The 25,671-nt window shown below is 67.6% G+C and carries 26 protein-coding genes and 1 tRNA gene; 16 read left to right on the top strand and 11 right to left on the bottom strand.

Annotation, left to right across the window (positions count from 1 at the left end; genetic code table 11):
• Nucleotides 1–7: 7 nt before the first annotated feature.
• Entirely contained in the window at nt 8–298 is a 291-nt protein-coding gene (gene groES / locus L0977_RS12945) for a co-chaperone GroES (protein WP_234265271.1), read from the bottom strand.
• Nucleotides 299–684: 386 nt separating this feature from the next.
• Between groES and petA the strand changes: the two genes are divergently transcribed.
• From petA to L0977_RS12920, 5 genes are all read left to right on the top strand, one after another.
• Nucleotides 685–1,299 carry a ubiquinol-cytochrome c reductase iron-sulfur subunit gene (gene petA / locus L0977_RS12940; RefSeq protein ID WP_234265270.1) on the top strand — a complete coding sequence of 205 codons (615 nt, stop codon included), beginning with the start codon at nt 685–687 and terminating at the stop codon, nt 1,297–1,299.
• A gap of 87 nt (nt 1,300–1,386) precedes the next feature.
• Complete coding sequence (gene ccoG / locus L0977_RS12935) at nt 1,387–2,817, top strand: cytochrome c oxidase accessory protein CcoG (RefSeq protein ID WP_234265269.1); 1,431 nt, start codon at nt 1,387–1,389, stop codon at nt 2,815–2,817.
• A gap of 168 nt (nt 2,818–2,985) precedes the next feature.
• On the top strand, nt 2,986–3,762 hold the full coding sequence (gene imuA, locus L0977_RS12930; RefSeq protein ID WP_234265268.1) for a translesion DNA synthesis-associated protein ImuA: 777 nt from the start codon (nt 2,986–2,988) through the stop codon (nt 3,760–3,762).
• On the top strand, nt 3,713–5,005 hold the full coding sequence (locus tag L0977_RS12925; protein ID WP_234265267.1) for a Y-family DNA polymerase: 1,293 nt from the start codon (nt 3,713–3,715) through the stop codon (nt 5,003–5,005). Before imuA ends, L0977_RS12925 begins: the two co-directional genes overlap by 50 nt.
• The gene (locus L0977_RS12920; protein WP_234265266.1) at nt 4,989–8,141 is read left to right on the top strand and encodes an error-prone DNA polymerase; all 3,153 of its coding nucleotides are present in this window, start codon (nt 4,989–4,991) and stop codon (nt 8,139–8,141) included. The genes L0977_RS12925 and L0977_RS12920 overlap by 17 nt, the downstream gene beginning before the upstream one ends.
• Here the strand turns inward: L0977_RS12920 and L0977_RS12915 are convergent.
• A complete protein-coding gene (locus L0977_RS12915) occupies nt 8,092–8,811 on the bottom strand; it encodes a Crp/Fnr family transcriptional regulator (RefSeq protein WP_234265265.1) in 720 nt (239 codons plus the stop codon). The genes L0977_RS12920 and L0977_RS12915 overlap by 50 nt on opposite strands.
• Nucleotides 8,812–8,939: 128 nt before the next feature.
• Here L0977_RS12915 and L0977_RS12910 point away from each other — a divergent pair, with 128 nt between their 5' ends.
• Together L0977_RS12910 and L0977_RS12905 are read left to right on the top strand one after the other, a co-directional pair.
• On the top strand, nt 8,940–9,431 hold the full coding sequence (locus L0977_RS12910) for an Mpo1 family 2-hydroxy fatty acid dioxygenase (RefSeq protein WP_234265264.1): 492 nt from the start codon (nt 8,940–8,942) through the stop codon (nt 9,429–9,431).
• Nucleotides 9,428–10,087 carry a hypothetical protein gene (locus L0977_RS12905; protein WP_234265263.1) on the top strand — a complete coding sequence of 220 codons (660 nt, stop codon included), beginning with the start codon at nt 9,428–9,430 and terminating at the stop codon, nt 10,085–10,087. The genes L0977_RS12910 and L0977_RS12905 overlap by 4 nt, the downstream gene beginning before the upstream one ends.
• Here the strand turns inward: L0977_RS12905 and L0977_RS12900 are convergent.
• Nucleotides 10,062–10,535, bottom strand: a complete 474-nt coding sequence (locus L0977_RS12900) for an EVE domain-containing protein (RefSeq protein ID WP_234265262.1) — start codon at nt 10,533–10,535, stop codon at nt 10,062–10,064. The two genes, L0977_RS12905 and L0977_RS12900, sit on opposite strands and share 26 nt — an antisense overlap.
• A 91-nt stretch (nt 10,536–10,626) precedes the next feature.
• Between L0977_RS12900 and L0977_RS12895 the strand changes: the two genes are divergently transcribed.
• Together L0977_RS12895 and L0977_RS12890 are read left to right on the top strand one after the other, a co-directional pair.
• Nucleotides 10,627–11,823, top strand: coding sequence for a Bcr/CflA family efflux MFS transporter (locus L0977_RS12895; protein ID WP_234265261.1), 1,197 nt, complete (start codon nt 10,627–10,629; stop codon nt 11,821–11,823).
• Nucleotides 11,824–11,979: 156 nt separating this feature from the next.
• Nucleotides 11,980–12,558 (top strand): DUF2889 domain-containing protein, encoded by a 579-nt coding sequence (locus L0977_RS12890; RefSeq protein ID WP_234265260.1) that lies wholly within the window; start codon nt 11,980–11,982, stop codon nt 12,556–12,558.
• 52 nt (nt 12,559–12,610) lie between these two features.
• On the opposite strand, the gene L0977_RS12885 is transcribed toward L0977_RS12890, so the two are convergent.
• Nucleotides 12,611–12,687: transfer RNA gene (locus L0977_RS12885), tRNA-Pro, on the bottom strand.
• Nucleotides 12,688–12,751: 64 nt separating this feature from the next.
• Nucleotides 12,752–13,681 carry a polyprenyl synthetase family protein gene (locus tag L0977_RS12880; protein ID WP_234265392.1) on the bottom strand — a complete coding sequence of 310 codons (930 nt, stop codon included), beginning with the start codon at nt 13,679–13,681 and terminating at the stop codon, nt 12,752–12,754.
• Nucleotides 13,682–14,010: 329 nt separating this feature from the next.
• On the opposite strand from L0977_RS12880, the gene rplU reads away from it, so the two are divergent.
• The 4 genes from rplU (at nt 14,011) to proB (ending at nt 16,973) form a co-directional block, all read left to right on the top strand.
• Nucleotides 14,011–14,322 carry a 50S ribosomal protein L21 gene (gene rplU / locus L0977_RS12875; protein WP_234265259.1) on the top strand — a complete coding sequence of 104 codons (312 nt, stop codon included), beginning with the start codon at nt 14,011–14,013 and terminating at the stop codon, nt 14,320–14,322.
• A 13-nt stretch (nt 14,323–14,335) separates the two neighbouring features.
• On the top strand, nt 14,336–14,596 hold the full coding sequence (gene rpmA, locus L0977_RS12870; protein ID WP_234265258.1) for a 50S ribosomal protein L27: 261 nt from the start codon (nt 14,336–14,338) through the stop codon (nt 14,594–14,596).
• A gap of 120 nt (nt 14,597–14,716) precedes the next feature.
• Complete coding sequence (gene cgtA / locus L0977_RS12865; protein ID WP_234265257.1) at nt 14,717–15,781, top strand: Obg family GTPase CgtA; 1,065 nt, start codon at nt 14,717–14,719, stop codon at nt 15,779–15,781.
• Between the two features lie 28 nt (nt 15,782–15,809).
• Entirely contained in the window at nt 15,810–16,973 is a 1,164-nt protein-coding gene (gene proB / locus L0977_RS12860; protein ID WP_234265256.1) for a glutamate 5-kinase, read from the top strand.
• Between the two features lie 58 nt (nt 16,974–17,031).
• On the opposite strand, the gene L0977_RS12855 is transcribed toward proB, so the two are convergent.
• Nucleotides 17,032–17,700, bottom strand: coding sequence for an RNA pyrophosphohydrolase (locus L0977_RS12855; RefSeq protein ID WP_234265255.1), 669 nt, complete (start codon nt 17,698–17,700; stop codon nt 17,032–17,034).
• Between the two features lie 188 nt (nt 17,701–17,888).
• Here L0977_RS12855 and L0977_RS12850 point away from each other — a divergent pair, with 188 nt between their 5' ends.
• The gene (locus L0977_RS12850; RefSeq protein WP_234265254.1) at nt 17,889–19,634 is read left to right on the top strand and encodes a proline--tRNA ligase; all 1,746 of its coding nucleotides are present in this window, start codon (nt 17,889–17,891) and stop codon (nt 19,632–19,634) included.
• Between the two features lie 20 nt (nt 19,635–19,654).
• Nucleotides 19,655–20,311, top strand: coding sequence for a lytic transglycosylase domain-containing protein (locus tag L0977_RS12845; RefSeq protein WP_442786634.1), 657 nt, complete (start codon nt 19,655–19,657; stop codon nt 20,309–20,311).
• A gap of 24 nt (nt 20,312–20,335) precedes the next feature.
• On the opposite strand, the gene L0977_RS12840 is transcribed toward L0977_RS12845, so the two are convergent.
• From L0977_RS12840 to hemA, 5 genes are all read right to left on the bottom strand, one after another.
• Nucleotides 20,336–21,343 (bottom strand): AAA family ATPase, encoded by a 1,008-nt coding sequence (locus tag L0977_RS12840; protein ID WP_234265253.1) that lies wholly within the window; start codon nt 21,341–21,343, stop codon nt 20,336–20,338.
• A gap of 177 nt (nt 21,344–21,520) precedes the next feature.
• Nucleotides 21,521–21,844, bottom strand: coding sequence for a Grx4 family monothiol glutaredoxin (gene grxD, locus L0977_RS12835; RefSeq protein WP_234265252.1), 324 nt, complete (start codon nt 21,842–21,844; stop codon nt 21,521–21,523).
• A 61-nt stretch (nt 21,845–21,905) separates the two neighbouring features.
• Nucleotides 21,906–22,751 (bottom strand): peptide chain release factor N(5)-glutamine methyltransferase, encoded by an 846-nt coding sequence (gene prmC / locus L0977_RS12830; RefSeq protein ID WP_234265251.1) that lies wholly within the window; start codon nt 22,749–22,751, stop codon nt 21,906–21,908.
• The gene (gene prfA / locus L0977_RS12825) at nt 22,748–23,845 is read right to left on the bottom strand and encodes a peptide chain release factor 1 (RefSeq protein WP_234265250.1); all 1,098 of its coding nucleotides are present in this window, start codon (nt 23,843–23,845) and stop codon (nt 22,748–22,750) included. The genes prmC and prfA overlap by 4 nt, the downstream gene beginning before the upstream one ends.
• A gap of 73 nt (nt 23,846–23,918) precedes the next feature.
• Nucleotides 23,919–25,190: a glutamyl-tRNA reductase gene (gene hemA / locus L0977_RS12820; RefSeq protein ID WP_234265249.1), complete on the bottom strand. Its 1,272-nt coding sequence runs from the start codon at nt 25,188–25,190 to the stop codon at nt 23,919–23,921.
• A gap of 147 nt (nt 25,191–25,337) precedes the next feature.
• On the opposite strand from hemA, the gene L0977_RS12815 reads away from it, so the two are divergent.
• Nucleotides 25,338–25,592: a hypothetical protein gene (locus L0977_RS12815; RefSeq protein WP_234265248.1), complete on the top strand. Its 255-nt coding sequence runs from the start codon at nt 25,338–25,340 to the stop codon at nt 25,590–25,592.
• Nucleotides 25,593–25,671 lie beyond the last annotated feature (79 nt).

Genomic DNA, 25,671 nt, shown 5'->3' with positions numbered 1-25,671 from the left:
GGAAGGTTTACTTCTCGACGACGGCGAACAGGTCGTCTTCCTTCATGACCAGCAGTTCATCGCCATCGACCTTGACGGTCTGGCCGCTGTACTTGCCGAACAGCACACGGTCGCCCACCTTCACGCTCAGGGCCTTGGTTTCGCCCTTGTCGTTGGTCTTGCCAGGTCCGACTGCCAGCACTTCGCCTTGATCGGGCTTCTCGGCAGCGGCGTCAGGGATGACGATGCCGGAGGCGGTCTTGGTTTCGCTGTCAATGCGCTTGACGATCACGCGATCGCCGAGAGGACGAAGGTTCATTGCATCTCCTGAAAGGATAGAGAAGGGTTGTTATGCCGACGGAAGGCACCGCGGACCGGTGCCTCTTCGTGACTGGGAGCGGGTGTTAGCACTCAACTCCAGCGAGTGCTAATCATAAGGGTGGTCTGCGGCGTTTTCAAGGGCGGGCGCCGCGATTCTTTTGAGGCCCGCATCCGGGCGGGTCTGGCACGGGTGGGCGTGACCGGCATCGGCGCCATCGTGCCAGTGCTGGACTGCCAGAACTGACATATTTGGCAGTTTTGGGGCGGAGGTCGCCAGCCGTGTTTCCGCACCGGCTGGACCGGGCGTTGATTTCCCTCAGGATTTTCCAGCGTTGCCGACTGGCATATTTTTTGGAAAAGAAGCGGTGTTTCAGGAGAACCGCCATGACACACGCCGCTTTGCCTCTGCCACCCGTTTTGCCCGATGCCGAGCGCCGGACCTGGCTTCTGACCACTGGCGCCATGGGCGTGGCGGCCACCGCCGCCGTGGCCGTCCCGCTGGTGTCCAGCCTCGCACCCAGCGAGCGTGCCAAAGCCCAGGGCGCGAGCGTGGAGGTGGACATCAGCGGCCTGGCGCCGGGTGAGATGGCCACAGTCGAATGGCGTGGCAAGCCAGTGTGGATTTTGCGGCGCACGCCCGAGATGCTCGCCGCGCTGGAGCGCACGGCCGATCTGGCCGATCCGGCGTCGAAGAAGGACCAGCAACCGGCCTACGCCACCAACACGGCCCGTTCGATCCAGCCCGAGGTGTTCGTGGCCGTGGGGATCTGCACGCACCTGGGGTGCTCGCCGGTGACGCTGCCGGCGGGAACCGCCAACCCCAGCGTGCCGGCCGACTGGCAGGGCGGCTTTTTCTGCCCGTGCCACGGCTCGACTTTTGACTTCGCGGGGCGGGTGTTCAAGAACAAGCCCGCGCCAACCAACCTGGAGGTGCCGCCGCACCGCTTCCTGGCGGACAACCGGCTGCTGATCGGTGAAGACGGCAGCGGCGCGGGGTGACACCCGCGCACAGGCAGTGCATGATGCCCGGACAGGACAGTCTTGTCCGGTCCGGGCAAGGTCTCTCATAAAAATCGCCACGAACCCATGAATACCTTGAGCAACGCGCCCACGACCGGCCACGGGGCCGATGAGCCCGATGAGGTCGAGATCTCCCTGTACGAGTCGCGCAAGAAAATCCAGCCCCGCGCGGTCAGCGGTACGTTCGCCAACTGGCGCTGGGCGCTGGTGTGGCTGACCCAGATCCTGTTCTACGGGTTGCCCTGGCTCAACTGGAACGGTCGGCAGGCGGTGCTGTTCGACCTGCTGTCGCGCCGCTTTTACCTGGGCGGGCTGGTGCTGTACCCGCAGGACTTCATCTACCTCACCGGTCTGCTGGTGATGTCGGCGCTGTCGCTGTTCCTGTTCACGGCGGTGGCCGGGCGCCTGTGGTGCGGTTACGCCTGCCCGCAGACGGTCTACACCGAGATCTTCATGTGGATCGAGCGCAAGATCGAGGGCGACCGTGCCGCCCGCATCCGGCTCGACAACGCCCCCCTGTCGGCGGGCAAGTTCGCGCGCCGCGCGGGCAAGCATGGCGCCTGGATTCTGTTCGCGCTGTGGACGGGTTTCACCTTCGTGGGTTATTTCACGCCCATCCGCGCGCTGGGCATGGAGGTGCTTGCCGGGGCCCTGGGCCCGTGGCAGACCTTCTGGATCTTCTTCTACAGCTTCGCCACCTACGGCTTCGCCGGCATCATGCGCGAACAGGTCTGCAAGTACATGTGTCCCTATGCGCGTTTCCAGAGCGCCATGTTCGACAAGGACACGCTCATCGTCACCTATGACACGGCCCGGGGCGAGCCCCGTGGTTCGCGCGGCAAGAAGGTCGATCCGAAGGAGAAAGGGCTGGGGGCCTGCGTGGACTGCACTTTGTGCGTGCAGGTCTGCCCGACCGGCATCGACATCCGCAAGGGCCTGCAGTACGAGTGCATCGGCTGCGGCGCCTGTGCCGATGTGTGCGACGAGGTGATGGACAAGTTCGGCTACGAGCGCGGGCTGGTCAAGTACTCGACCGAAAACGCCATGACCGGTGGCTGGAGCAAGGCGCAGATCATCCGCCGCGCGCTGCGCCCGCGGGTGCTCGTCTACGCGGCCGTGCTGGCCACGATCGCCGTGGCGGTGGGGGTGAGCCTGTACCTGCGCGTGCCGATGAAGGTGGACGTGATCCGCGACCGCGGCGCGCTGGCGCGCATGGTCGAATTCGGGCGCATCGAAAACGTCTACCGCCTGCAGGTGATGAACGCCACCGAAACCGAGCAGCAGGTGCATCTCACGGTCGAAGGCCTGGAAGGCATCACCCTCGCATCCGAACCCCAGGTGAGCGTGTTGCCGACCGAGGTCCGCACCCTGGCCGTGCGTGTGCAGGTGCCGCCCGGCATCGACAGCGGCTCGCACCCCATCCTGTTCCGCCTGCAGTCGCAGAACGACCCGGCCATCCACCTCGAAGAAAAGACCACCTTCCTGGTGCCCCGCTGAGCCCCGACGGGGCCGGGTCCGGCGCGCTGAACGGGATGGGGATTTCAAACAAAATACTGTACATAAAAACAGTATTTGGCCTATCATCTGGGCACCATGCTATGCCCTTCCTGCCGGCGGGAGACGCCCGAGTCTGCCGCCGTTTCTGTCTCTGAGCGCCCGTCTCCTGTGGCCGACCTCTGCGACCGGCTGGCCCCGGCCGTGGCGCAGACGCTCTGGCGCGGCGACCAGTTGGGCCGCGCCGCGGGCTTGTCCGTGCGGGCCAGCGGATTCGCGGCGCTGGACGCGGAACTGCCCGGTGGCGGCTGGCCCTGCCAGGGCGTGACCGAACTGCTGTGCGCGCAGGCCGGCACGCTGGAATGGCGCCTGCTGGCGCCTCTGTGGCGCCGTCTTTCGGTGGACGGGCTGCCGGTGGTGCTGGTCGCGCCGCCGCATCGCCCGCACGCGCCGGGCTTGCGCGCCCTGGGGCTGGATGAACGGCAATGGGTCTGGATCGACGCCGAGGCCTCGGCCCAGCGCCTGTGGGCGCTGGAGCAATTGCTGCGTTCGCGCGCGTGCGGCGCCGTGCTGGCCTGGCTGCCCCAGGTGCGCGCAGCCCAGGTGCGGCGCCTGCAGGTGCTGGCTGCCGGCGCGCGCGGGCCGGTGTTTCTGTGCCGGCCCGCGCGCGCGGCGCAGGAGTCGTCGGCAGCGCCCCTGCGGCTGGCGCTGCAGCCCGGAGCGGGTTGGACACTGCAGGTGGATCTGATCAAACGCACCGGGCCGCCGCTGGCGCGTGCCCTGGTGCTGGAGGCGGTGCCCGGCGGGCTGGACGGGGTGCTGCCCGCCCGCTTGCGATCGCCCGCCGAAACGCCGGCCGCGCCGGTGCCCCGAACCTTGCCTGTGCCGGAGTGGCCCCATGTGGTGGTGCGCCCTGTTGCCCGAGACCTGCGGCCCCTGCCCCATTGACGCCGCCGGGCTGGCCCTGTGGGCGCTGCAGTTCACGCCGCGCGTTGCGCAGGTGGAGGCGGCCGTGGTGATGGAGGTGTCGGCCTCGCTGCGCCTGTTCGGCGGGGCCGCAGCGCTGGCCGGGCGCGTGCGCGAAGGGGCGGCGGTTTTCGGGGCCGTGCGCCTGGCCTGGGGTCCCAACAGCCTGGCGGCCCTGGCGCTGGCACGCACCGGGCAGGCATGGGTCGATGGCCGGACGCTGGCCGATCAACTGGACGGTCTGCCCCTGCAGGCACTCGCGGCTGCGGCCCCTCACCGAGCGGCGCTCGGGCGCATGGGCTGCACCTCGCTGGGCGCTTTGCGTCGCTTACCGCGTGCGGGCGTGGCCCGGCGGTTCGACGCCGGACTGCTTGAGTCGCTGGACCGGCTCTACGGGCAGCAGGCCGAGGCACACGAGTGGCTGCGGGTGCCCGAACACTTCGATGCGCGGCTGGAGCTGGCCTACCGTGTCGACACCGCGCCCGCCTTGCTGGCGGGTGCCCAGCACCTGCTGCAGGCCCTGGCGGGCTGGCTGAGCGCGCGCCAGGTCGGCATCACCGCGTTCACCCTGCACTGGGCCCACGACGCCCTGCGCTCGCGGGCGGCGGGCGAAGGCGACAGCGTGACCGTGCGCACGGCCGAAATCACGCGCGACCCGGTGCACCTGGGTCGCCTGCTGGCCGAACACCTGGGGAAGACGACCTTGGCGGCGCCGGTCGGCGATTTGCGGCTGGTGGCCCACGAATGCCAGCCGCTGCCGGGCGCCAGCGCGTCGTGGCTACCCGAAGACGCCACCGACGGCGAGCCCCTGCCGCGTACCCTGGAGCGCCTGGCCATCCGGCTGGGGGCCGGGCGCGTGGTGCGCCCCGTGTTGCGCGAAGACCATCGGCCCGAACGCATGACCGACTGGGTGCCCGCGAACCGGCCCCTGGGCGCGGCACCCCGGGGGGACGCACCCTCCGGGCCGCAGCCGGGTTTTCTGCGGGCCGAGCCCTTGCGCCTGCTGGTGCTCAACCACCGGCCGCACTACGGGGGCGAACTGCAGCTGTTGCTGGGGCCGCAGCGCGTCGAGGCCGGTTGGTGGGACCGCGACGAAGCCCGCGGCGAACACGGCCACACGGCGCGCGACTACTGGGTCGCACGCTCGCCCCGGGCCGGCGTGCTCTGGATATTCCAGACTCGCGATGCCGAACCCGCGTGGTACCTCCATGGCTTCTTCGCCTGACGTTCACGACCCGGCGCTGCCGGCGTTGCCCGACTGTGCCGAGCTGCTGTGCAGCTCCAACTTCAGCTTCCTGCGTGGCGCCAGCCATGCCGAGGAACTGGTGGCGCGCGCGAAGGCGCTGGGCTACCGGGCCCTGGCCATCACCGACGAATGCTCCATGGCCGGCATCGCGCGGGCGCACGTGGCGGCCCGCAAACACCGGTTGCCGCTCATCGTGGGCAGCCAGTTCCGGGTGGAGGCGGACCGCGGGGAGGGTGAGGCGTTCACGTTCGTGCTGCTGGCCACGAGCCTGGAGGGCTATGGCAACCTGTGCGAATTCATCACCCGCCTGCGGCTGGCGGCGGCCAAAGGCCATTACCGGCTGCGCCGCCGCGACATCGATCCGAAGGCGCTGGCCGACTGCCTGGCGCTGGCGGTGCCGCCCAGGGGCGCCCCACAGGCCCACACGGACGCCATCGCCCGCTGGCTGCTCGGTGCCTTCACGGGGCGTTGCTGGCTGGGCGTGACGCAATTGGGGCGGCTGGACGACGAGCTGCATCTGCAGCGCCTGCGTCAGGCCAGCGCGCTCACCGCCGTGCCGCTGGTGGCGGTGGGCGACGTGCTCATGCATGTGCGCTCGCGCAAGCCGCTGCAGGACGTGCTGACCGCCATCCGCGTCGGCCGGCCGCTGACCGAATGTGGCTACGCGCTCGCGCCCAATGCCGAGCAGCACCTGCGTACCCGCGTGCGGCTGGCGCAGTGCTTCCCGCGCGAGCTGCTGGCCGAAACCCTGCGCGTGGCCGAGCGCTGCGCCGGCTGGTCGCTGGACGAGCTGCGCTACCAGTACCCCGATGAGGGGGTACCGCCCGGTCAAACCCCTGCCAGCCATTTGCGCGCCCTGGCGCTGGCCGGGGCTACCGAGCGCTGGCCGGGCGGGGTCGCGCCCGGGCTGCGCGCGCAGATCGAACACGAACTCGCGCTCATCATCGAACTGGGCTACGAGCACTACTTTCTGACCGTGCACGACATCGTCGCCTTTGCGCGTTCGCAGGGCATCCTGTGCCAGGGGCGCGGCTCGGCCGCCAACAGCGTGGTCTGCTACTGCCTGCGCATCACCGAGGTGGACCCCGGGCGGGCTTCGGTGCTGTTCGAGCGTTTCATCTCGCGCGAACGCAACGAACCGCCCGACATCGACGTCGATTTCGAACACGAGCGGCGCGAGGAGGTCATCCAGTACCTCTACCGCCAGTACGGCCGCGAGCGCGCCGCGCTCACCGCCACCGTCATCAGCTACCGCCCGCGCAGCACGGTGCGCGACGTGGGCAAGGCGCTGGGTTTTGATGACACCGCGCTCGCCGCCCTGTCCAGCGGCTACCGCTGGTGGGACGAGGACGGTCTGGCCGACACCCGCTTGCGCGAAGCCGGGCTGGACCCGGACAGCCTGGCCGTGCGGCAACTGGCCACGCTGGTGAAGCAGTTGCTGGGTTTCCCGCGCCACCTCTCGCAGCACACCGGGGGCTTCGTGCTCACGCGCGGGCCGCTGGCGCGGCTGGTGCCGATCGAGAACGCGTCCATGCCCGAGCGCACCGTGATCCAGTGGGACAAGGACGACCTTGATGCCATGGGCCTGCTCAAGGTCGACGTGCTGGCCCTGGGCATGCTGACGGCGCTGCGCCGTTCGCTCGATTTCATCGGCCAGTGGCGCGGCGCCCCCCTGCGGCTGGAGGACATCCCCGACCGCGACGCGGCCACTTACGACATGATCTGCGCCGCCGACACCATGGGGGTGTTCCAGATCGAAAGCCGCGCGCAGATGAGCATGCTGCCGCGCTTGCGGCCGCGTGTGTTCTACGACCTGGTGATCGAGGTGGCGCTGGTGCGGCCCGGCCCCATCCAGGGGGGCGCGGTGCATCCCTACCTGAACCGGCGCCAGGGCAAGGAAGCCATTGACTACCCCAAGGGGCTGGAAGCGGCGCTGCACCGCACGCTGGGCGTACCGGTGTTCCAGGAGCAGTGCATGCAGATCGCCATGATCGCGGCCGATTTCACGCCGGGCGAAGCCGACGCGCTGCGCCGTGCCATGGGCGCGTGGCGGCGCACCGGGGGCCTGGGCGCTTACGAACACCGCCTGATCGATGGCATGACGCGCAACGGCTACCCGCTGGACTTCGCGCAGCGCGTGGTCGAACAGGTGAAGGGGTTTTCGAGCTACGGCTTCCCCGAAAGCCACGCCGTCAGCTTCGCGCTGCTGGTGTACGACAGCGCCTGGGTCAAGCGCCACCACCCGGCCGAATTCCTGGCCGCGCTGCTCAACAGCCAGCCGCTGGGTTTCTACACGCCCAGCCAACTGGTGCAGGACGCGCGGCGCCACGGTGTCGAGGTGCGGCCGGTGGACGTGTGCCACAGCGACTGGGACTGCACGCTGGAGCCGCGTGCCGACAGCCCCAAACCCGCCGTGCGCCTGGGCTTGCGGCTGGTCGAGGGGCTGTCCCGGACGGTGGCTTTTCGCCTCATGGCGGCACGGGCCGAGGGTGTGCCCTGGGTCGATGCCGAAGACCTGGCCCTGCGCGCCGGCCTCGACCAGGCCGATCTGCAGCACCTGGCCGCTGCCGACGCGCTGCGTTCGCTCAGCGGCCACCGCCGCCAGCAGATGTGGGATGCCGCCGGCCTGCGCGCGGCGCCTGCGCTGCTGCGCGGCAGCCCGGTGAACGAGGTGGCGCTGGCCCTGCCCGAAGCGCCCGAAGGCGAAGCCATCGTCTGGGACTACGCCAGCCTGGGCCTCACGCTGCGCCGTCATCCGCTGGCGCTGCTGCGCGAGCGCCTGCAGGCGCGCCGCTTCATGACCGCGGCCGACCTGCGCGCCGCACCCGACGGCCGCCTGGTGCGCGCCTGTGGCATCGTCACCGGCCGGCAGCAGCCCGAAACCTCCAAGGGCGTGGTCTTCGTGACCCTGGAAGACGAAACCGGCGTGGTGCAGGTGATCGTCTGGCGCGCGCTGCGCGAACGCCAGCGCCACGAACTGACCCGCTCCCGCCTGCTGGCGGTGTACGGTGTCTGGCAGCGCGAAGGCGAGGTCTGCAACCTCATCGCCGGCCGGCTGGAAGACCTCACCCCATGGCTGGGCCGGCTGGCGCCGCAGAGCCGGGATTTCCATTAGCGCCGAGCAGCTCGATCTCGCCATAGTGCAGGCACAGCCGGCCGCCGGCCTCCAGGGTTTTGAGGGCCTTGTTGATGCTCTGGCGGCTCACGCCCAGCATCTGGGCCAGCGCCTCTTGCGACAGGCGGATGTGCCGGCGTGGCGTGTCGCGGCTGTCGTAGCCCCGGGCCACCAGTTGCAGGCGCCGCCAGACGCGCTCTTCCAGCGGCAACTGGGCCAGTTCCTCCAGCGCGACGAAGAGCACGCGCAGCTTGCGGCAGGCCAGGCGTGCCATGTCGCGCCACACCGCCGGGTGTCCTTCCAGCCAAGCCAGCAGCGGCCCGCGCGGCACGAGCAGCACCTGCGACGGCCCGTCGGCGACGGCATCGTGTGTGCGGGGCTGTTCGTCGATGAGCGAGATTTCACCGAACCACTGGTAGGGCTCCAGCCAGGCGAGCAAGCTGCTGTGGCCTTCGGCGTTGAGGGCACCGATGCGCAGCGCGCCAGCGACCACGCAGCACAGGCCGTCGGCCTCGCCGCCGCGCGCGAACAACGATTCGCCAGCGGCCAGGTGCCGGATGCGGGCCAGCCGCAGCAACTCGCTCTGCAGCGCCGGGTCGCAAGCGCTGAACCATTCGTCGCTGGACAGGGCGGTGTGCAGACCGGGTGGCGCTGGGGTTGGGGGCGGCATGGGCGGGTCGGGGATTTCCCGCGGAAGCGGGGGAAGGACGCAGGCTTTGTCGAAATTTTGACAGACGCATCCTGGGCGTTTCGCGCATGCTCGCGCCCCTTGCCACCCACCACAACCAGGAGACGACCATGGACCGAGCCACCCGCCATCTGATGGAATACGCGCGCTACCACCGCGACCCACGCAACGTGGCCACCCATTTCATCGGCATTCCCCTCATCGCGTTCGGCATCGCCGCGCTGCTGACCCGCTGGCAGGTGGACGTCGGGGGCTGGCGCCTGGGGGCCGATACCGCCGTCTGGGCGTTGACGGCGCTGTGGTACCTGCGGCAAGGCCGCTGGTCCCTGACGGCGCCGACCATCGTGGTATTGGGTGGCTTGGTGCTGCTGGTGCAACCCCTGGGGGACGTGGCCACCCCGCTGTGGCTGGCCTGGGCGTTGGGCAGCTTCGTTGTGGGCTGGGTGTTCCAGGCCGTGGGGCACGTCTGGGAAGGGCGCAAGCCGGCATTCTTCGACGACGTGCGTGGCTTGCTGGTGGGGCCGCTGTTCCTGGTGGGTGAGATCGCGGTGGCGCTGGGGCTTCAGCCGGGCCTGCGCGAACAGCTCAAGGGGCAGGCATGACAACCTGGACGACACAGGACACGCAGCGCGGGCGCGATGGCGCATGGGTGCTGGCGCTCGGGGGTGCCAGTTTGCTGGCGGTCTTTGCGGCTGCGGCCTGGACGCGCGGCTGGGCGCTGTTTTCTCTGCTGCCCCCAGGCGGCGGGGTGGCCGATGTGCTGCCCACGCAGCGGGAAGACCTGCACCGCACGTTCTTCACCATCTGGGCGTCGCTGCTGCTGGCGGCGCCCGCCCTGGCGCTGCTGCCGCTGGCGTCGCGGTCGGCCGTGGCGGCGCGGGTCTGGCGCATCTGCTGGACCGCGTCGCTGCTGGTCTTTGCGGTGCACTTCTACTGGGCGGTGGTGGTGATTTTCGGCAACGACTGGCAGCGGGTGCTGAACACCCCGCGCGTGAGCGCACCGCGACTGGACACGGTGTTCGCGCTGTGGTGGTGCGTCGACGTGCTGCTGGCCTGGACGGTGCGGCCGGGGGCGCTGTGGGTGCGCGTGCAGCGCGCTGGCGTGCACCTGCTGGCCTTCGTGCTGTTTTTCATGGGAGCCGCACGCGAAGGGGAACTGCCGGTGTCGCGCGCCCTGGGCTGGGGCTTCACCGCCGTGGTCGTGCTGGGCCTGGTGGCCTGGGCGTGGCGGCTCAGGCGCCCAGCAGGCGCTCGGTGATGAAGCGCCAATGCGCCGCGCTGACCGGGGTGATCGACAACCGGTTGCCGCGTTGCAGGATGGTCAGGTCGGCCAGCTCGGACGTGGCGCGCAGTTCGGGCAGGCCGATCAGCCGGGTCTTTTGCAGCGCCTGCACATCCAGCAGCAGCCAGCGCGGGGCTTCGGGTGGGGATTTCGCATCGAAGTAGGGTGATGCCGGGTCGAACTGGGTCGGGTCCGGCCGGGTGCCGGAAGCCACGCGCGCCAGGCCCGCGATGCCCGGCTCCGGGCAACTGGAGTGGTAGAACAGCACGCCGTCGCAGACCTGCATCGCATCGCGCATGAAGTTGCGTGCCTGGTAGTTGCGCACACCCGTCCAGGGCACGGTGGCGCCGGGGGCGGCCAGCGCGTCGTCGATCGAGCACTCGTCGGGCTCGGACTTCATCAGCCAGTACCGGGGTTCGTTCATGTCCTCATCTTATCGGGGGCTTGGCCGGGAGCGACACGCGGCCGCAGGCCGGGCGGTTAGCCTATAGGGTTTCCGACTGTTCCCTGTGCCCATGAATGCTGCTGCTCATCCGCCCGCCGGCGGCTGGCTGATCGTCAATTTGCTCGCGCAACTGGCGTTCGGTCTGCTGGCCATGACCATCTGCCTGCCCTCGATGCAGGAATGGGGGGCGCTGTTCGGAGCCAGCCAGGCCGCGGTGCAGCTGACCTTCAGTGGGTATGTGGTCACCTACGGCTCGATGCAACTGCTTTATGGGCCGCTGTCCGACCGCATCGGGCGCAAGCGGGTATTGATGTTCGGTGTTGCCCTGGCGGGTGGCGCCTCGGTGATGGCTGCGCTGATGGACAGCCTGACCGGCCTCATCGTGGCCCGCGTGCTGCAAGGGGCTGGTTGTGCCGCCGGTATGGTGGTGGGGCGGGCGCTGGTGCAGGATCTTTTTGCAGGCCCGCAGCGCATCAAGGTGATGGCGTTTGTGGGCATGGCGCTGGGGGTGTGCCCGCCGCTGGCCACGATCGTGGGAGGACAACTGCACGTGCGGCTGGGCTGGCAGGCCAACTTCTGGGTCATGGCGGTGCTGGCCGCCGTGCTGTTCGTGGCGATCTGGCGCGGCCTGCCCGACCGGCGCCCGGTGCAAGACACGGAAACCCACTGGCTGCGCGCCATGGGCCGCGCGTACGCCCGCTTGCTGGCCGAACCGGGGTTTGTGCTGTCGGTGTCCATTCTGGCCATGACCACCGCCACTTTCTACGCCTTTCTCGGTGCGGCGCCGATCGTGCTGGGCGCTTACGGGGTTGGCCCCGATGGCATCGGCTACTACATCATGGTCGTGCCGTGTGCCTACATCGTGGGCAGCTTTCTGGCATCGCGGCTGGTGCAGCGACTGGGCGACCGCCCGCTCATGCGGGCCGGCCAGGCGCTGACCGTGGGGGGCATCGGGCTCATGCTGGTGCTCGCGCTGGCCGGCTGGAACACCGCCCTGGCCTTTGCGCTGCCGCTGCTGCTGCTGGGTGTGGGGCATGGCCTGGTGGTGCCGCCGGCACTGGCGGGCACGGTCGGTTTGGTGCCTGCCCTGGCGGGCGCAGCGGCAGCCGTGGCGGGCTTGTCGCAGCAACTGACCGGCGCCCTCGGGGGCTTTGTGGTGGGGCTGGTCCCGCACCACGGTGCCAGCAATCTGGGCTGGCTGATGCTGGTCCTGGCGCTGACCGGCGCAACGGCGCAATGGCGGTTGCACCGGCGACGCGCGGTCTGATCGCGCGCGCTTCTGCGCGGTAGGGCCCTGGTCCGGCGCGCAGCGTTCCGGGGTGTCAGGCGTGAGCGCGCGTCGCTTGTGCTGCAGCCGTTTCCCGGCGGGTCGATGACAATCGGGCAGGGGCGGCCAGCCCCTTCTTTTGTCTGGAGTCCTGCCTTGCCCTTGCCCGATCCCCAACCCCGCCGCCCCATGCACACCCGCCGCGTCGAATACCGCGGCTTTTTGCGTGACGACGGGTGGTGGGACATCGAGGGGGAGTTGCACGATTCCAAACCGCATGCCTTCGAGATCGAAGGCGAGGGTCAGTGGGCGCCCGGCGAGGCGATTCACCACATGCGCATCCGGCTGACGGTGGACGACGCCATGGTGATCCGTGATGTGGCCGTCAGCATGGATGCACACCCGCACGATCCCTGTCCACAGGCCATGCCTCCAATGCAGCGTCTGGTGGGCGAAACGCTGGGCAAGGGCTGGCGCAAGACCATCGAGCGCCATCTGGGTGGGATCGAGGGTTGCACGCATTTGCGGGAGTTGCTGTTCAACCTGGCGACCGCCGCTTTCCAGACCCGCTCGGCCTCGTTTGCACCACCAGCGGACGGCCGCCCACCCATGCATCTGGGCCAATGCAAGGCCTGGGATTTTGCGGGGCCTGTGGTGGAGAAGGTGTATCCGATGTTCTTCCGTCCGGCAGTGTTTGAGGCACCGGCCGCAGACGCACCGAACCCTCAGACCTGAGGGCCAGCCCGCTGCTGGCGGGCGCGTTGTGCAAGGGGAAGAATAAAGAATCTGGTCGGGGTGAGAGGATTCGAACCTCCGGCCTCTACGTCCCGAACGTAGCGCTCTACCAGGCTAAGCTACACCCCGATGGGTCTGTTGACCAATCGCCGGCAACCGTTGCAGTTGCCTTGAACTCTTTCCGTTTGACCGGTCAGGAGCGCCGCTCCAAAAGTCCAGCCGCTAATTGTAGCAAAGCTTCGCGGTACTCGTTGGCGGGAAGTTGTTGGGCCGCATCAATGGCCCGTTGGGCTTCGGCCTCGGCGCTGCTGCGGGCGGCATCGAGTGCCCCGGTTTCCCGCACGATGGCCACGATGGTGTCGAGGTGTTCGGTGTCGCCTTGTTCGATGGCCGCATGGATCATCTGGCGCTGGGCGTCGGTGCAGCGGCGCAGGGCGCAGATGATGGGCAGCGTGACCTTGCCTTCGCGCAGATCGTCGCCCAGGTTTTTGCCCAGTTCGGCGGGATCGCCTTCGTAGTCGAGTACGTCGTCGATCACCTGAAACGCGGTGCCCAGCGCCTGGCCATAGGTGGCGCAATGCGCTTCGGTGGCCGCATCGGCGCCGACGAGGATGGGTGCGAGCCGGGCGCTGGCCTCGAACAGCTTGGCCGTCTTCGAGCGGATCACGCGCAGATACGCTGCCTCATCGAGCGAGGAGTCGTGCATGTTCATCAGCTGCAGCACTTCGCCTTCGGCGATCACATTGGTGGCTTCGGCCAGCACCTGCATCACACGCATGTTGTTCACATCCACCATCATCTGGAAGGCGCGCGAGTAGAGAAAGTCGCCCACCAGCACACTGGCTGCGTTGCCAAAACGTTCGTTGGCCGTCTCGCGTCCCCGGCGCAGGGTGGACTCGTCCACCACGTCGTCGTGCAACAGGGTGGCGGTGTGAATGAACTCGACCACGGCGGCCAGGGCGTGCCGGTGCGGGTGGTCGACTGCCAGGGCACCACCGACCAGCAGCAGGAGGGCTGGGCGCAGGCGTTTGCCGCCAGCTGAAATGATGTATTGGGCCACTTCCTTGACCAGCGGCACATCGGACGTGAGCCGTTCGTTGATCACCTGGTCCACCCGTTGCATGTCTGGCCGGATGAGTTCGAGGGGCGAAACGGTGGAAGGACTGGCAGCGGTCAAGATGGAGCCTGTGGCGGTGGCGAGGGAAGGGACAACCGGAAATTATAGGAACGCGCCCGATGCGCGGCACAAAGTGGGTGCAGGGGTGGGGGTCGGCGGGCGGTGAGGCGCTGTCCGGGGCCGGGTTGCTTGATTTTTCAGCGATTCCGGTATAGAATCATGGGCTCGGTGGAAGTTCGTCTACCGGGTTTTTGAGGACATTCGGGTGCATCGCCGACCAAGGTTTTCTGACCAAGGTCCGGGGCAGGCGCTCGGATTCATTCCAAGAGGTTCCTATGTACGCGGTCATAAAAACCGGTGGCAAGCAATATCGCGTCGCTGCCGGCGAAAAAATTAAAGTAGAACAGATTGCTGCGGAAGTGGGCCAGGAAATCGTGATCGACCAGGTTCTGGCCGTCGGAAACGGCGCTGAACTGAAGGTGGGCACGCCCCTGGTCTCCGGCGCAACGGTCAAGGCCACGGTGGTGGCGCACGGTCGTGGCGACAAGATTCGCATCTTCAAGATGCGCCGTCGCAAGCATTACCAGAAGCGCCAAGGTCACCGTCAGAATTTCACCGAGCTGCAGATCGCTTCGATCGCTGCCTGAGGAGTAATTTGAAATGGCACAGAAAAAAGGCGGCGGCTCTACGCGAAATGGGCGCGATTCCAAGCCCAAGATGCTCGGTGTGAAGGCTTTCGGTGGCGAACTGGTGAGTGCCGGTTCCATCATCGTGCGTCAGCGCGGCACCAAGTTCCACCCCGGCACCAATGTCGGCGTGGGCAAAGACCACACCCTGTTTGCCACGGTGGACGGTCACGTGACCTTCGCCGTCAAGGGCGCCCTGAACCGCCACGTCGTCAGCATCACGCCTGCGGTGTGATGTGCTGGTTCCGGAAGGCGGTGAAATCCGCCGGACGGGCCGACGACAGGTGGGCATCAGCCCTGTGGAAAGGCCCGCTGCTTGCGGGCCTTTTGCGTTCTGTTCTTCCGGGATTCCATCATGAAATTTGTGGACGAAGCCACCATTGACGTCGCGGCTGGCGACGGCGGCAACGGCTGCGCGTCGTTCCGCCATGAGAAGTACAAAGAGTTCGGCGGCCCCGACGGCGGTGACGGTGGCCGGGGTGGTCACGTGTTGGCGCTGGCCGATTCGAACTTGAACACGTTGGTCGATTTCCGCTACACGCGCCGCTTTGAGGCGCAGCGCGGCGAGCACGGTAAGGGCTCCGACATGTTCGGCATCAAGGGCGACGACATTGTGCTCAAGATGCCGGTGGGCACCATCATCAGCGACGCCGAAACGGGCGAAGTGCTGCACGAGCTGTTGCAGCCCGGGGAGTTGATCACCATTGCCAAGGGCGGTGATGGTGGCTTCGGCAACATGCATTACAAGAGTTCGACCAACCGGGCGCCGCGCCAGAAAACACCCGGCTGGCCCGGCGAGCGGCGCGCGCTCAAGCTCGAACTCAAGGTGCTGGCCGATGTGGGCCTGCTGGGCATGCCCAATGCCGGCAAGTCGACACTGATCGCGGCCGTGTCCAATGCGCGGCCCAAGATCGCCGATTACCCCTTCACGACGCTCTACCCGAACCTGGGAGTGGTGCGGGTCGGGCCGGAAAAGAGTTTTGTGGTGGCCGACGTGCCTGGCCTGATCGAGGGCGCCTCGGAGGGGGCCGGGTTGGGCCATCAGTTCCTGCGCCATCTGCAGCGCACACGGTTGCTGCTGCATCTGGTCGATGTGGCGCCCTTCGACGAAGCGGTTGATCCGGTGCAACAGGCCAAGGCGATCGTGGGCGAGCTCAAAAAATACGACGCCGAGCTGTATGCCAAGCCGCGCTGGCTGGTGTTGAACAAGCTCGACATGGTGCCGGCTGACGAGCGCGCGGCGCGCGTCAAGGACATCGTCAAACGCCTGCGCTACAAAGGGCCTGTGTTCGAGATTTCGGCGCTGACCCGTGAGGGGTGTGAGTTCCTGGTGCAGAAAATCTACGAGCACATCGCGAAGGTGCACGAAGCCGCGCAACCGCACGTGGAGGTCGATCCGCGTTTTGCGGGCAACCCCTGAGACCCGACAGCGACAAGGTTCATCCGACATGGCCGATCAGGCAACTATCGCGAACGACCTGGCGGCCGTGCCGTCAGTGGTCAAGACCGCGCAGCGCATCGTGGTCAAGGTGGGCTCCAGCCTGGTGACCAACGAAGGGCGTGGACTGGACGAAGAGGCCATCGGCCATTGGAGCCGTCAGCTCGCAGCGCTGGTGGAGCAGGGGCGCGAGCTGATCATGGTCAGCAGCGGCGCGGTGGCCGAAGGCATGAAGCGCCTGGGCTGGCGCACCCGGCCGAAGGAAATCAACGAACTGCAGGCCGCCGCGGCCGTGGGGCAGATGGGGCTGGTGCAGATGTACGAGACCAAGCTGCGCGAATGCGGGGTCGGCAGTGCCCAGGTGCTGCTCACGCATGCGGACCTCGCTGATCGCGAGCGCTACCTCAACGCCCGCTCCACGCTGCTGACCCTGCTGCAATTGGGGGTGGTGCCGGTCATCAACGAGAACGACACCGTCGTCAACGACGAAATCAAGTTCGGCGACAACGATACCCTGGGGGCGCTGGTGGCCAATCTGGTCGAGGCCGACGTGCTCATCATTCTGACGGACCAGAAAGGCCTGTACACCGCCGATCCGCGACGCGATCCGGCGGCCACCTTTGTGCATGTGGCGCGCGCAGGCGATCCGCAGCTCGAGGTCATGGCCGGTGGCGCCGGCTCGGGCATCGGCACCGGCGGCATGATCACCAAGATCCTGGCGGCCAAGCGCGCGGCCGGCTCGGGGGCATCCACGGTGATCGCCTGGGGGCGCGAACCCGATGTGCTGCAGCGCTTGTGCGAGGGCGAAGCCATTGGCACCTGTCTGGTGGCGCAGACGGCCAAGCTGCAGGCACGCAAGCAGTGGATGGCTGATCACCTCAAGCTGCAGGGTGCCGTGACCGTCGACGACGGCGCGGCCAGCAAGGTCGTCGGTGAAGGCAAGAGCCTGTTGCCGATCGGCATGACAGGTGTGGAAGGTGAGTTTTCGCGCGGCGACGTGATCGCGGTGCGCGACACCCGCGGGGTGGAAATCGCGCGCGGCCTGGCCAACTACGCCAGTTCGGAAGCGCGGCTGCTGTGCCGGAAATCGTCAGCGGAGTTCGAGCGGCTGCTGGGCTATGCGGCCGAGCCCGAGATGATTCACCGCGACAACCTGGTGCTTTCGCGTCCCTGAATCGGATGGCGCTTCAGGTGCCCGCTCAGGGTGTCTGAGCGGCGCCTGAGGTGTCTCATCAATGCGTGTCGGGTATCGGTGTGATCGATGGGGTCTGCTGCGACCGTTGAGGGTCGGGCTCGAAGCAGGCGCCGGGAGGGAGCTCCATGCACAGGGGCTGCATGAGCGGTTCGGGCAAGACCGCTTCGGCGCAAGCGTGATCGACCGACAGGCGTTGCCGGCTGCCCCCGCGCAGATAGCGGTTGCGGCTGTCCTGCCGGGGCAGGTAGCGGGCCAGTTCGGTGAGCGCCATTTCGTAGACGCCCCGTTTGAATTCGACCACCACATCCAGTGGGACCCAGTAGTCGTTCCACCGCCAGGCATCGAACTCGGGGTGGTTGGTGGCGCGCAGGTTGAGATGCCAGTCCTGAGCGACCAGCCGCAGCAGATACCAGATCTGTTTCTGCCCTTTGTAGTGACCGCGCGCCTCCCGGCGAATGAAGCGGTCCGGCACTTCGTAGCGCAACCAGTCCCGCGTACGGGCCACGATGTTCACGTGTTCGGGCCTGAGCCCCACTTCTTCGTGCAACTCCCGGAACATGGCTTGCTCGGGGCTTTCGCCCCGGTCGATGCCACCTTGCGGAAATTGCCAGGAATGGGAGCGGATGCGCTTGCCCCAGAACACCTGATTTCGCTGGTTGAGCAGAATGATGCCGACATTGGGCCTGAAGCCTTCTCTGTCAAGCATAATCGACCCCAAATTTTTGAACTGTGACGATTATGCATCGCGCATGACGACTTGCGTACCCTGTGCGGGGGGCCTGCTCCGCCAATGCCGGGTAAATACCGATCCCGCTGCGAAACCTTGATGTCAAGGGTTTCGCCATCCCGAACCACCCACGTTTTCCCATCTGGCCGCCCAGGGGCGGTGTGTCCATGAAAGCCTCTCAGTTCTTCATTTCCACCCTCAAGGAAGCTCCCGCCGATGCCGAGGTCGTCAGCCACCAGCTCATGACGCGCGCCGGCATGATCAAGAAGCTGGGTGCCGGTATTTACAGCTACATGCCCATGGGGCTGCGCGTGATCCAGAAGGTGGAAAAGATCGTGCGCGAGGAGATGAATCGCGCCGGGGCGGTGGAGCTCACCATGCCGGTGATCCAGCCGGCTGAGTTGTGGCAGGAGACGGGGCGCTTCGACAAGATGGGACCGGAGTTGCTCCGCATCCAGGACCGCCACGAACGCCATTTCGTCGTGCAGCCGACCAGCGAAGAGGTTGTGACCGATATCGCGCGCCAGGAATTGCGCAGCTACAAGCAACTGCCCAAGAATTTCTACCAGATCCAGACCAAGTTCCGCGATGAACGCCGCCCGCGCTTCGGCCTGATGCGGGGCCGCGAGTTCATCATGAAGGACGCCTATTCCTTCGACCGCGACGAAGCCGGCGCCAAGGCCAGCTACCAGGTGATGGCGGCCGCCTACCGCCGCATCTTTGACCGCTTCGGGCTGCGTTACCGCGCGGTGGCGGCCGACAGTGGTGCCATCGGGGGCGACCTGTCGGAAGAATTCCAGGTGATCGCAGCCACGGGAGAGGACGCCATCGTCTATTGCCCGAACAGCGACTACGCAGCCAATATGGAAAAGGCCGAGGCGCTGGCGCCGGCCGGCCCGCGCCCGGCGGCGGCCAATGCGATGACCAAGACGCCCACGCCGGGCAAGAGCACCTGTGCCGACGTGGCCGAACTGCTGGGTGTGCCACTCGCCACCACGGTCAAATCGCTGGTGCTCGCCACCGACGAACTCAACGAGGCCGGCGAGGTGACGGGCAGCCAGGTCTGGCTGCTGCTGCTGCGTGGCGATCACGACATGAACGAAGTGAAGGTGGGCAAGGTGCCGGGCCTGGACAAAGGTTTCCGCTTCGCCACCGTGCCCGAAATCGAGGCGCACTTCGGCTGCAAGCCGGGCTATCTGGGCCCGATCGGCCTGAAGCAGCCTTTGACGATCGTTGCCGACCGCGAAGTGGCGGTGATGGCCGACTGGATCTGCGGTGCCAACGAGGTCGACTTCCACCTCACGGGTGTGAACTGGGGGCGTGATCTGCCCGAACCCGCACTCGTGGCCGACATCCGCAACGTGGTCGAGGGCGATCCGTCGCCCGACGGCCAGGGCCTGCTGGCCATCGAGCGCGGCATCGAGGTGGGCCACGTGTTCTTCCTGGGCACCAAATACAGCCTGGCCATGAACGCCACCTTTCTGGCCGAAGACGGCAAGCCCAAGCATTTCGAGATGGGCTGCTACGGTATTGGTGTCACCCGTTTGCCGGCTGCGGCCGTGGAACAGAACCACGACGAGCGCGGCATCATCTGGCCCGATGCGATCGCGCCGTTCACCGCGGTGGTTTGCCCGGTGGGGGCGGACCGCAGCGAAGCGGTGAAGGCCGCGGCCGACGATCTGTACCAGGGCCTGCTGGCCCTGGGGGTGGACGTGATCCTGGATGACCGGGGCGAGCGCCCGGGCGCCATGTTCGCCGACTGGGAACTGATCGGTGTGCCGCACCGCGTGACCATCGGTGACCGCGGTCTCAAGGAAGGCGTGCTGGAGTACCAGCACCGCCGCGATGCGGCAGCGTCCAAGGTGCCTGTTGGGGACGCCCTGGCCTTCGTGCGGGAGCGCCTGGGCGTTTGATCGTTCGAAGGGTCGCACGCATGGAGCCGGATTCGCGTTGCTCGCCGGGCTGGCGTCGCCGGGACTGTCTGCTCGGCAGCGTCGGGTGGCTGGGGGGGGTCGCGTTGGCTGCTTATCCCGGGGCTTCCCGGGCGGGTGGGCAGGTTGAGGAACCACTGGCCGATTCGGTGCGTTCTGCACTGAGTGCGGCCATCGCCAACACGGCGCCACCGGTGCCCGAATTCACGGACATTGAACGGCGCCTGTCCTACCTGCGCTGGCTGGGGGCCATGGGCGACCGGTTGCAGCGGCGCAAGCCCGATTTCCAGACGCGGATCGATTTTCTGCAGACGGTCTGGTACGAGTCGAAGCGGGCGGGGCTGGACACCACCCTGGTGCTGGGCCTGATCCAGGTCGAAAGCGCTTTCCGCAAGTTTGCGATCTCGAGTGTGGGCGCGCGCGGCTACATGCAGATCATGCCGTTCTGGGTGCGCCTGATCGGCGATGGTGACGCCGGCAAGCTGTTCCACATGCAGACCAACATCCGTTTCGGCTGCGTGATCCTGCGCCACTACCTGGAGCGCGAGCGCGGCGACACGTTCATGGCGCTGGGGCGCTACAACGGCAGCCGGGGCAAGGCCGCTTACCCGAACGCGGTGTACGCGGCGGCCCGCCATTGGGTGCACGGCGACACCTGAAGGCGGTCGCGCCCGGCCGCAGTCTCACTGCACGAAGCCGATCCGGGCCTTGCCGGTGCCCGCACGGGGCAGGTCGCCGGGCTCCACGTTGAACCGGTTGTCCAACCGGGCGTTGCCGAAGGCGGTGACCAGGGCTCGGCGCATTTCGCGCGGTGCCAGGGCGGCCAGTTGGTCCAGCACATCGTCGGGCGGATCGGCGTCGAAACGGCGTCCCCAGTCGTGTTCGGCGCGGATCGACTGGTACAGGTGCCCGGCGATGCGCCGGGCCGCGTCGGGGCAGGGTGGCTGGATCTCGAACACGTTCATCCGGTTCAGGATGGGTTCGGGGATGTGGCGTTCGTCGTTGGCGGTGGTGATCCAGATCACCTGGCTGGCATCGATGGGCACTTCGGCGAATTCGTCCACGAAGTGCTGCGCCGTGTCGTGTTCGAGCAGGCTGTAGAGCGCACCGAGTGGGTCGTATTGCGCGTCGCTGCTGGCCTTGTCGATCTCGTCGACCACGATCACCGGGTTGGCGTATTCGCCGTCCACCAGGGCTTCGAATACCTTGCCGGGCTTGGCGCCTTTCCATTGCGAGGACGACCCCGAGAGCAGCCAGCCGGCGGTCATGCTGCTCATCGGCACCAGGCTCATGCCGGTGCCCAGCAGGTCGGCAATCTGCCGCGCGAAGTGCGTCTTGCCCACGCCGGGTGGGCCCAGCAGCAGGATGGGCGTGACCTCCAGGCTGTCGCGGCTGTCCTGGCTCAGTGCCACGTGGCGCTTCACATCGTCGAGCACCTCGCCGAAATTGGGCAGCAATTCATACAGCGGCGCCATGTCGGGCACACCGGAGGGTTTGACGGCAAACCGTTGCGGGCCGCGTTCGAGCATGCGCTGGTAGGTGCTGCGCAGGCCTTCGTGTTCGCGCTCGGTGCCGCTGGACTGGAGCTTGACCAGCCGGCGCTCGACATCGTCGGCGCGGTAGACGCTGCGCATCTGCGCGATCGGCAAGGGGATCGCGGGTGAGGACGGGACCAGGCTGTGTGAGCTCAAGGCGTTCTCCTGCGTGACGAAAACGGGAAACCCGAATTCATTCAAGCACAAGCCGTGCCGGCTCTCAAGCCCGGTGATCCCCGATGGACGGTTCGCCTGCGCGCTGGTGGATGGGCGCATCACGCCCAAAAACAAACAGCCGCCCAAGGGCGGCTGTCGGCGGGGCGAAAGGGACGGTCAGGCCTGACCGGTGATCACTTTTTGCAGTTCACCCGACTCGTACATTTCCATCATGATGTCCGAACCGCCGATGAATTCGCCCTTGACGTAGAGCTGCGGAATGGTGGGCCACTGGCTGTAGTCCTTGATGCCCTGGCGCACTGCGTCGTTTTCGAGCACGTTGACGGTGGTGAGCGACTTGGGGTCCACGCCGCAGGCTTTGAGGATCTGCACCGCGCGGCCGGAGAAGCCGCACATCGGGAAGCTGGCGCTGCCCTTCATGAACAGCACGATGTCGTGGGATTTGACCAGTTGGTCGATCTGGCTTTGCACGTCGCTCATGGTCGTAGGTTCCGTGTGGGTTGGGGCGGGCCGGCACCGGGTGGCTGGCCGGAAATCCGGATTATCGCGCGAGCGGCCAGCGCCCGCCGGTGCAGCGCTCGATGCCCGCGAGGTCGGTACGGCTGCTGACGGTTTCGAAGCCCCGGTCGCTGAGCAGGGCGCGCACGGCGGCGGCCTGGTCGTAGCCGTGTTCGAGCAGCAGCCAGCCGCCGGGGTGGAGCGCGCCGGGTGCGGTGGCCACGAGGTGGCGGATGTCGTCCAGCCCGTCGGGGCCGGCCGTCAGGGCCGACAGCGGCTCGTGGGTCAGTGCCGCCAGGTGCGGGTCCGCCTCGGCAATGTAGGGCGGGTTGGAGACGATGAGGTGAAAGCGCTCGCCCGGCACAGCGTCCAGCCAGTGACCGAGGCGCCAGCGCACCGGCAGGCCTAGGCGCTGGCCATTGGCGCGGGCCTGCGCCAGGGCGGCTTCGCTGGCGTCGGTGGCGGTCAGCTCGGCCTGTGGTGCGTGGGTGCCCAGCGCCAGGGCGATGGCTCCGCTGCCGGTGCCGAGATCGAGCACGCGCGTGGGCTGGGCTGGCGCAGCATCGGTCGGGAGCAAGGACAGCGCCCATTCGACCAAGGTTTCGGTGTCGGGCCGCGGCACGAGCACGCCCGGGCCCACCTGCAGGTCGAGCCCGAAGAAGGCCTTGTGCCCCAGCAGATAGGCCACGGGTTCGCCGGCCTGGCGCCGTTGCAGCAGTGCGGTCCACACGGTTTGTGCTGCCTCGGGCAGGACGTCTGCGTCGTGGGCGATGAGCCAGGCGCGGTCATGGGGCGAACGGCCCAGCGCGTGCAACAGCAGGATCTGGGCGTCCAGGCGGTCCAGCCCGAGCCGGGCGGCAGAGGCCAACGCTTCGGCGAGCGTCGTCATGCCTGGCTTTCGAGCGCGGCCAATTGTTCGGCGCCGCGCGCCACCTGCAGCGCGTGGATGACGTCGCCCAGGTCGCCCTCCATCACCTGCAGCAGCTTGTAGAGCGTGAGGTTGATGCGGTGGTCTGTCAGGCGTCCTTGCGGGAAGTTGTAGGTGCGGATGCGATCGCTGCGGTCGCCGCTGCCGATCAGGCCCTTGCGCGTGGCGGCTTCGCTGGCGGCGCGCTCGCTGCGTTCTTTTTCCTGCAGGCGTGCGGCCAGCACCTGCAGCGCCTTGGCCTTGTTGCTGTGCTGGCTGCGACCGTCCTGGCATTCGGCGGTGAGGCCGGTGGGCAGGTGGGTCACGCGCACCGCCGAATCGGTCTTGTTGATGTGCTGGCCGCCGGCGCCGCTGGCGCGGAAGGTGTCGATGCGCAGTTCGGTCGGATTGAGTTTGACGGCTTCGGCTTCGTCGGGTTCGGGCATCACGGCCACGGTGGCGGCGCTGGTGTGGATGCGGCCCTGGGTTTCGGTGGCGGGCACGCGCTGCACACGGTGGCCACCGGATTCAAAGCGCAACTGGCCGTACACGCCGGGCCCGGCGCCGCCCGGGTTGCTGATGAGCAGCACCACTTCTTTATAGCCGCCCAGTTCGCTCGGCGATTCGCTGACGATCTCGGTGCGCCAGCCCTGGCTGTCCGCGTAGCGGGTGTACAGGCGCGCCAGATCGCCCGCAAATAGCGCCGATTCGTCGCCCCCGGTGCCGGCGCGGATTTCCAGGAAGGCTGCGCGTTCATCGTCCGGATCGCGTGGCAGCAGCAGGCGCTGCAGCGCCTCGTTGAGCTGCGCCATCTCGGCTTCGGCGGCCTGCACCTCTTCGCGCGCCATGTCGGCCATGTCGGGATCGGTCAGCAGTTCCTGGGCGCTGGTCCGGTCGGCCTCGCGTTGCAGGTAGCGGTTGAATGCGTTGACCCGCTCGCTGGCGTCGGCGTGTTCGCGGCTGAGCGTCCGGAAGCGCTGCAAGTCGCTGACCACGTCGGGGGCGGAGAGCAGCGCGTCCAGCTCGTGCAGGCGGGCGCGCTGGCGGTTCAGGGTGTCGCGGACAAAGGGTTTCACGGCAGCGGGAGCGGGTGAGCGGGAAGACCGCACGCTCTGGAGGCGCGCGGACCGGGCGGAGCGGCTAGCGCCGCTAGGACTTTTCGCGCAGGAAGAGGCGCGAAACCGCTTGCGCCGTGTGGGCGCGGGATTCGGCGTCGCCCGTGTGCAGCTCGGCCAGGGTGCCGTGCAGCATCTTTTGCGTCAGGCCTTTGGCCAGGGCTTCGAGCACCGCGTCCACCGGCTCGCCCTTGGCCAGCAGCCGGCGCGCGCGCGCCATTTCGGCCTGGCGCCAGGCGTCGGCCTGGGCGTTGAGTTGCTGGATCAGCGGCACGACACCGTTGGCCGGATCCCGCTGCTGCATCCAGTGCATGAAACTCAGCACCCCGGCGTCGATGATGGCCTCGGCCTGCGCCACGGCGGCCTGCCGGTTGTCCTTGCCCGTCTGCACCACGCCGGCCAGGTCGTCCACGGTATAGAGGTACACGTCGGACAGGCCCTTGACCTCGATCTCGATGTCGCGGGGCACAGCCAGATCGACCATGAACATGGGGCGGTGACGGCGCTTTTTGAGCGCCCGCTCGACCGCGCCCAGACCAATGATCGGCAGGGTGCTGGCGGTGCAACTGATCACCGCATCGAATTCGTGCAGCCGTTCGGGAATCTCGGCCAGGCGCATGACTTCGGCGCCAAAGCGGCTGGCCAGCTTTTCACCACGCTCCAGTGTGCGGTTGGCGATGGCCATGGCCTTGGGGGTCTTGGCGGCGAAGTGGGTGGCCGCCAGTTCGATCATCTCGCCGGCCCCGACGAACAGCACGCGGATGTCCTTGAGGTCTTCGAAGATCTGCGACGCCAGCTTGACGGCGGCCGCCGTCATGCTGATCGAGTGCGCGCCGATCTCGGTGGAGGTGCGCACCTGTTTGGCCACCGAGAACGAGCGCTGGAACAGCTGGTGCAGTGTGGTGCCCAGCGCACCGGCTTCGTCGGCGGCGCGCACGGCGTCTTTCATCTGGCCAAGGATCTGCGCCTCGCCGAGCACCATGCTGTCCAGGCCGCTGGCGACGCGGAAGGCATGCCGGGCTGCGTCGTCTTCGCGCAGGATGTAGGCGTGGTCCTGCAACACGTGCGGGCTCACGCCACCGGTCTGGGCCAACCACTGCAACGTGGGTTCCACCGCCGACTGGTCCCCAGCGCCATAGAGTTCGGTGCGGTTGCAGGTCGACAGCAGGGTGGCCTCGGCTTGAAGGGGCAGGCTGGTGCGGTAACCCGTGAGGGCGGGCTGGATCTGGTCGATGGCGAACGCAAAACGGCCCCGCAGATCCAGCGGAGCCGTTTGGTGATTGATGCCGAGTGCCCAGACAGCCATGAAGGGGATTATAAAATTCCAGCGCCCCCGCTGCCGTGGGCGCGCGCCGCCTGTTGATGCGGATGGCCTGCGAACGCGCCTTGTGCGAGGCGCCCCGCTTTTTCTCTGCCGGCTTTTGACCTTTCCGCTGCGGTGAACTTTATCGCCTTGATCCTTCATCTTGCGAACTTCGTGGCGCCTGCCCTGGTGGTGGGTCTGCTGCTCTGGGGAGCGCCACGCCTGAAGCCCGGGGCGCGCCGTGGCCGCTGGGGGGCGCGGCGCGAACTGCTGGCGCAGTGGGGGCTGGGCACGGCGGTGTTGCTGTCCGGCCTGGTGGTTTTTGGGCGCGATGGTGTGATGGTCACGTATGCCGCGCTGGTGCTCTTCCAGGGCAGTCTGGCCTGGTGGGCACGTCGCGCCTGACGCCTGCGGCGCCAGTATCCGCCGCAGGGGTGTGTGATTGGGGCCTGCGGTACCATCGCAGGTTCAGCTTTTGTTGCTG

The sequence above is a fragment of the Hydrogenophaga sp. NFH-34 genome (assembly GCF_021401345.1).
In the GTDB taxonomy this organism is placed as follows: Bacteria; Pseudomonadota; Gammaproteobacteria; order Burkholderiales; family Burkholderiaceae_C; genus Hydrogenophaga; species Hydrogenophaga electricum.
Note: the sequence above shows the minus strand (reverse complement) of the source record. Positions and strands in the feature narration are given on the sequence as shown.

Excerpts from the sequence above, each read along its gene's own strand:
- groES (WP_234265271.1), bottom strand. The coding sequence starts at position 298 with ATGAACCTTCGTCCTCTCGGCGATCGCGTGATCGTCAAGCGCATTGAC.
- petA (WP_234265270.1), top strand. The coding sequence starts at position 685 with ATGACACACGCCGCTTTGCCTCTGCCACCCGTTTTGCCCGATGCCGAG.
- ccoG (WP_234265269.1), top strand. The coding sequence starts at position 1,387 with ATGAATACCTTGAGCAACGCGCCCACGACCGGCCACGGGGCCGATGAG.
- L0977_RS12925 (WP_234265267.1), top strand. The coding sequence starts at position 3,713 with ATGTGGTGGTGCGCCCTGTTGCCCGAGACCTGCGGCCCCTGCCCCATT.
- L0977_RS12920 (WP_234265266.1), top strand. The coding sequence starts at position 4,989 with ATGGCTTCTTCGCCTGACGTTCACGACCCGGCGCTGCCGGCGTTGCCC.
- L0977_RS12915 (WP_234265265.1), bottom strand. The coding sequence starts at position 8,811 with ATGCCGCCCCCAACCCCAGCGCCACCCGGTCTGCACACCGCCCTGTCC.
- L0977_RS12910 (WP_234265264.1), top strand. The coding sequence starts at position 8,940 with ATGGACCGAGCCACCCGCCATCTGATGGAATACGCGCGCTACCACCGC.
- L0977_RS12905 (WP_234265263.1), top strand. The coding sequence starts at position 9,428 with ATGACAACCTGGACGACACAGGACACGCAGCGCGGGCGCGATGGCGCA.
- L0977_RS12900 (WP_234265262.1), bottom strand. The coding sequence starts at position 10,535 with ATGAACGAACCCCGGTACTGGCTGATGAAGTCCGAGCCCGACGAGTGC.
- L0977_RS12895 (WP_234265261.1), top strand. The coding sequence starts at position 10,627 with ATGAATGCTGCTGCTCATCCGCCCGCCGGCGGCTGGCTGATCGTCAAT.
- L0977_RS12880 (WP_234265392.1), bottom strand. The coding sequence starts at position 13,681 with ATGCAACGGGTGGACCAGGTGATCAACGAACGGCTCACGTCCGATGTG.
- rplU (WP_234265259.1), top strand. The coding sequence starts at position 14,011 with ATGTACGCGGTCATAAAAACCGGTGGCAAGCAATATCGCGTCGCTGCC.
- rpmA (WP_234265258.1), top strand. The coding sequence starts at position 14,336 with ATGGCACAGAAAAAAGGCGGCGGCTCTACGCGAAATGGGCGCGATTCC.
- cgtA (WP_234265257.1), top strand. The coding sequence starts at position 14,717 with ATGAAATTTGTGGACGAAGCCACCATTGACGTCGCGGCTGGCGACGGC.
- proB (WP_234265256.1), top strand. The coding sequence starts at position 15,810 with ATGGCCGATCAGGCAACTATCGCGAACGACCTGGCGGCCGTGCCGTCA.
- L0977_RS12855 (WP_234265255.1), bottom strand. The coding sequence starts at position 17,700 with ATGCTTGACAGAGAAGGCTTCAGGCCCAATGTCGGCATCATTCTGCTC.
- L0977_RS12850 (WP_234265254.1), top strand. The coding sequence starts at position 17,889 with ATGAAAGCCTCTCAGTTCTTCATTTCCACCCTCAAGGAAGCTCCCGCC.
- L0977_RS12845 (WP_442786634.1), top strand. The coding sequence starts at position 19,655 with ATGGAGCCGGATTCGCGTTGCTCGCCGGGCTGGCGTCGCCGGGACTGT.
- grxD (WP_234265252.1), bottom strand. The coding sequence starts at position 21,844 with ATGAGCGACGTGCAAAGCCAGATCGACCAACTGGTCAAATCCCACGAC.
- prmC (WP_234265251.1), bottom strand. The coding sequence starts at position 22,751 with ATGACGACGCTCGCCGAAGCGTTGGCCTCTGCCGCCCGGCTCGGGCTG.
- hemA (WP_234265249.1), bottom strand. The coding sequence starts at position 25,190 with ATGGCTGTCTGGGCACTCGGCATCAATCACCAAACGGCTCCGCTGGAT.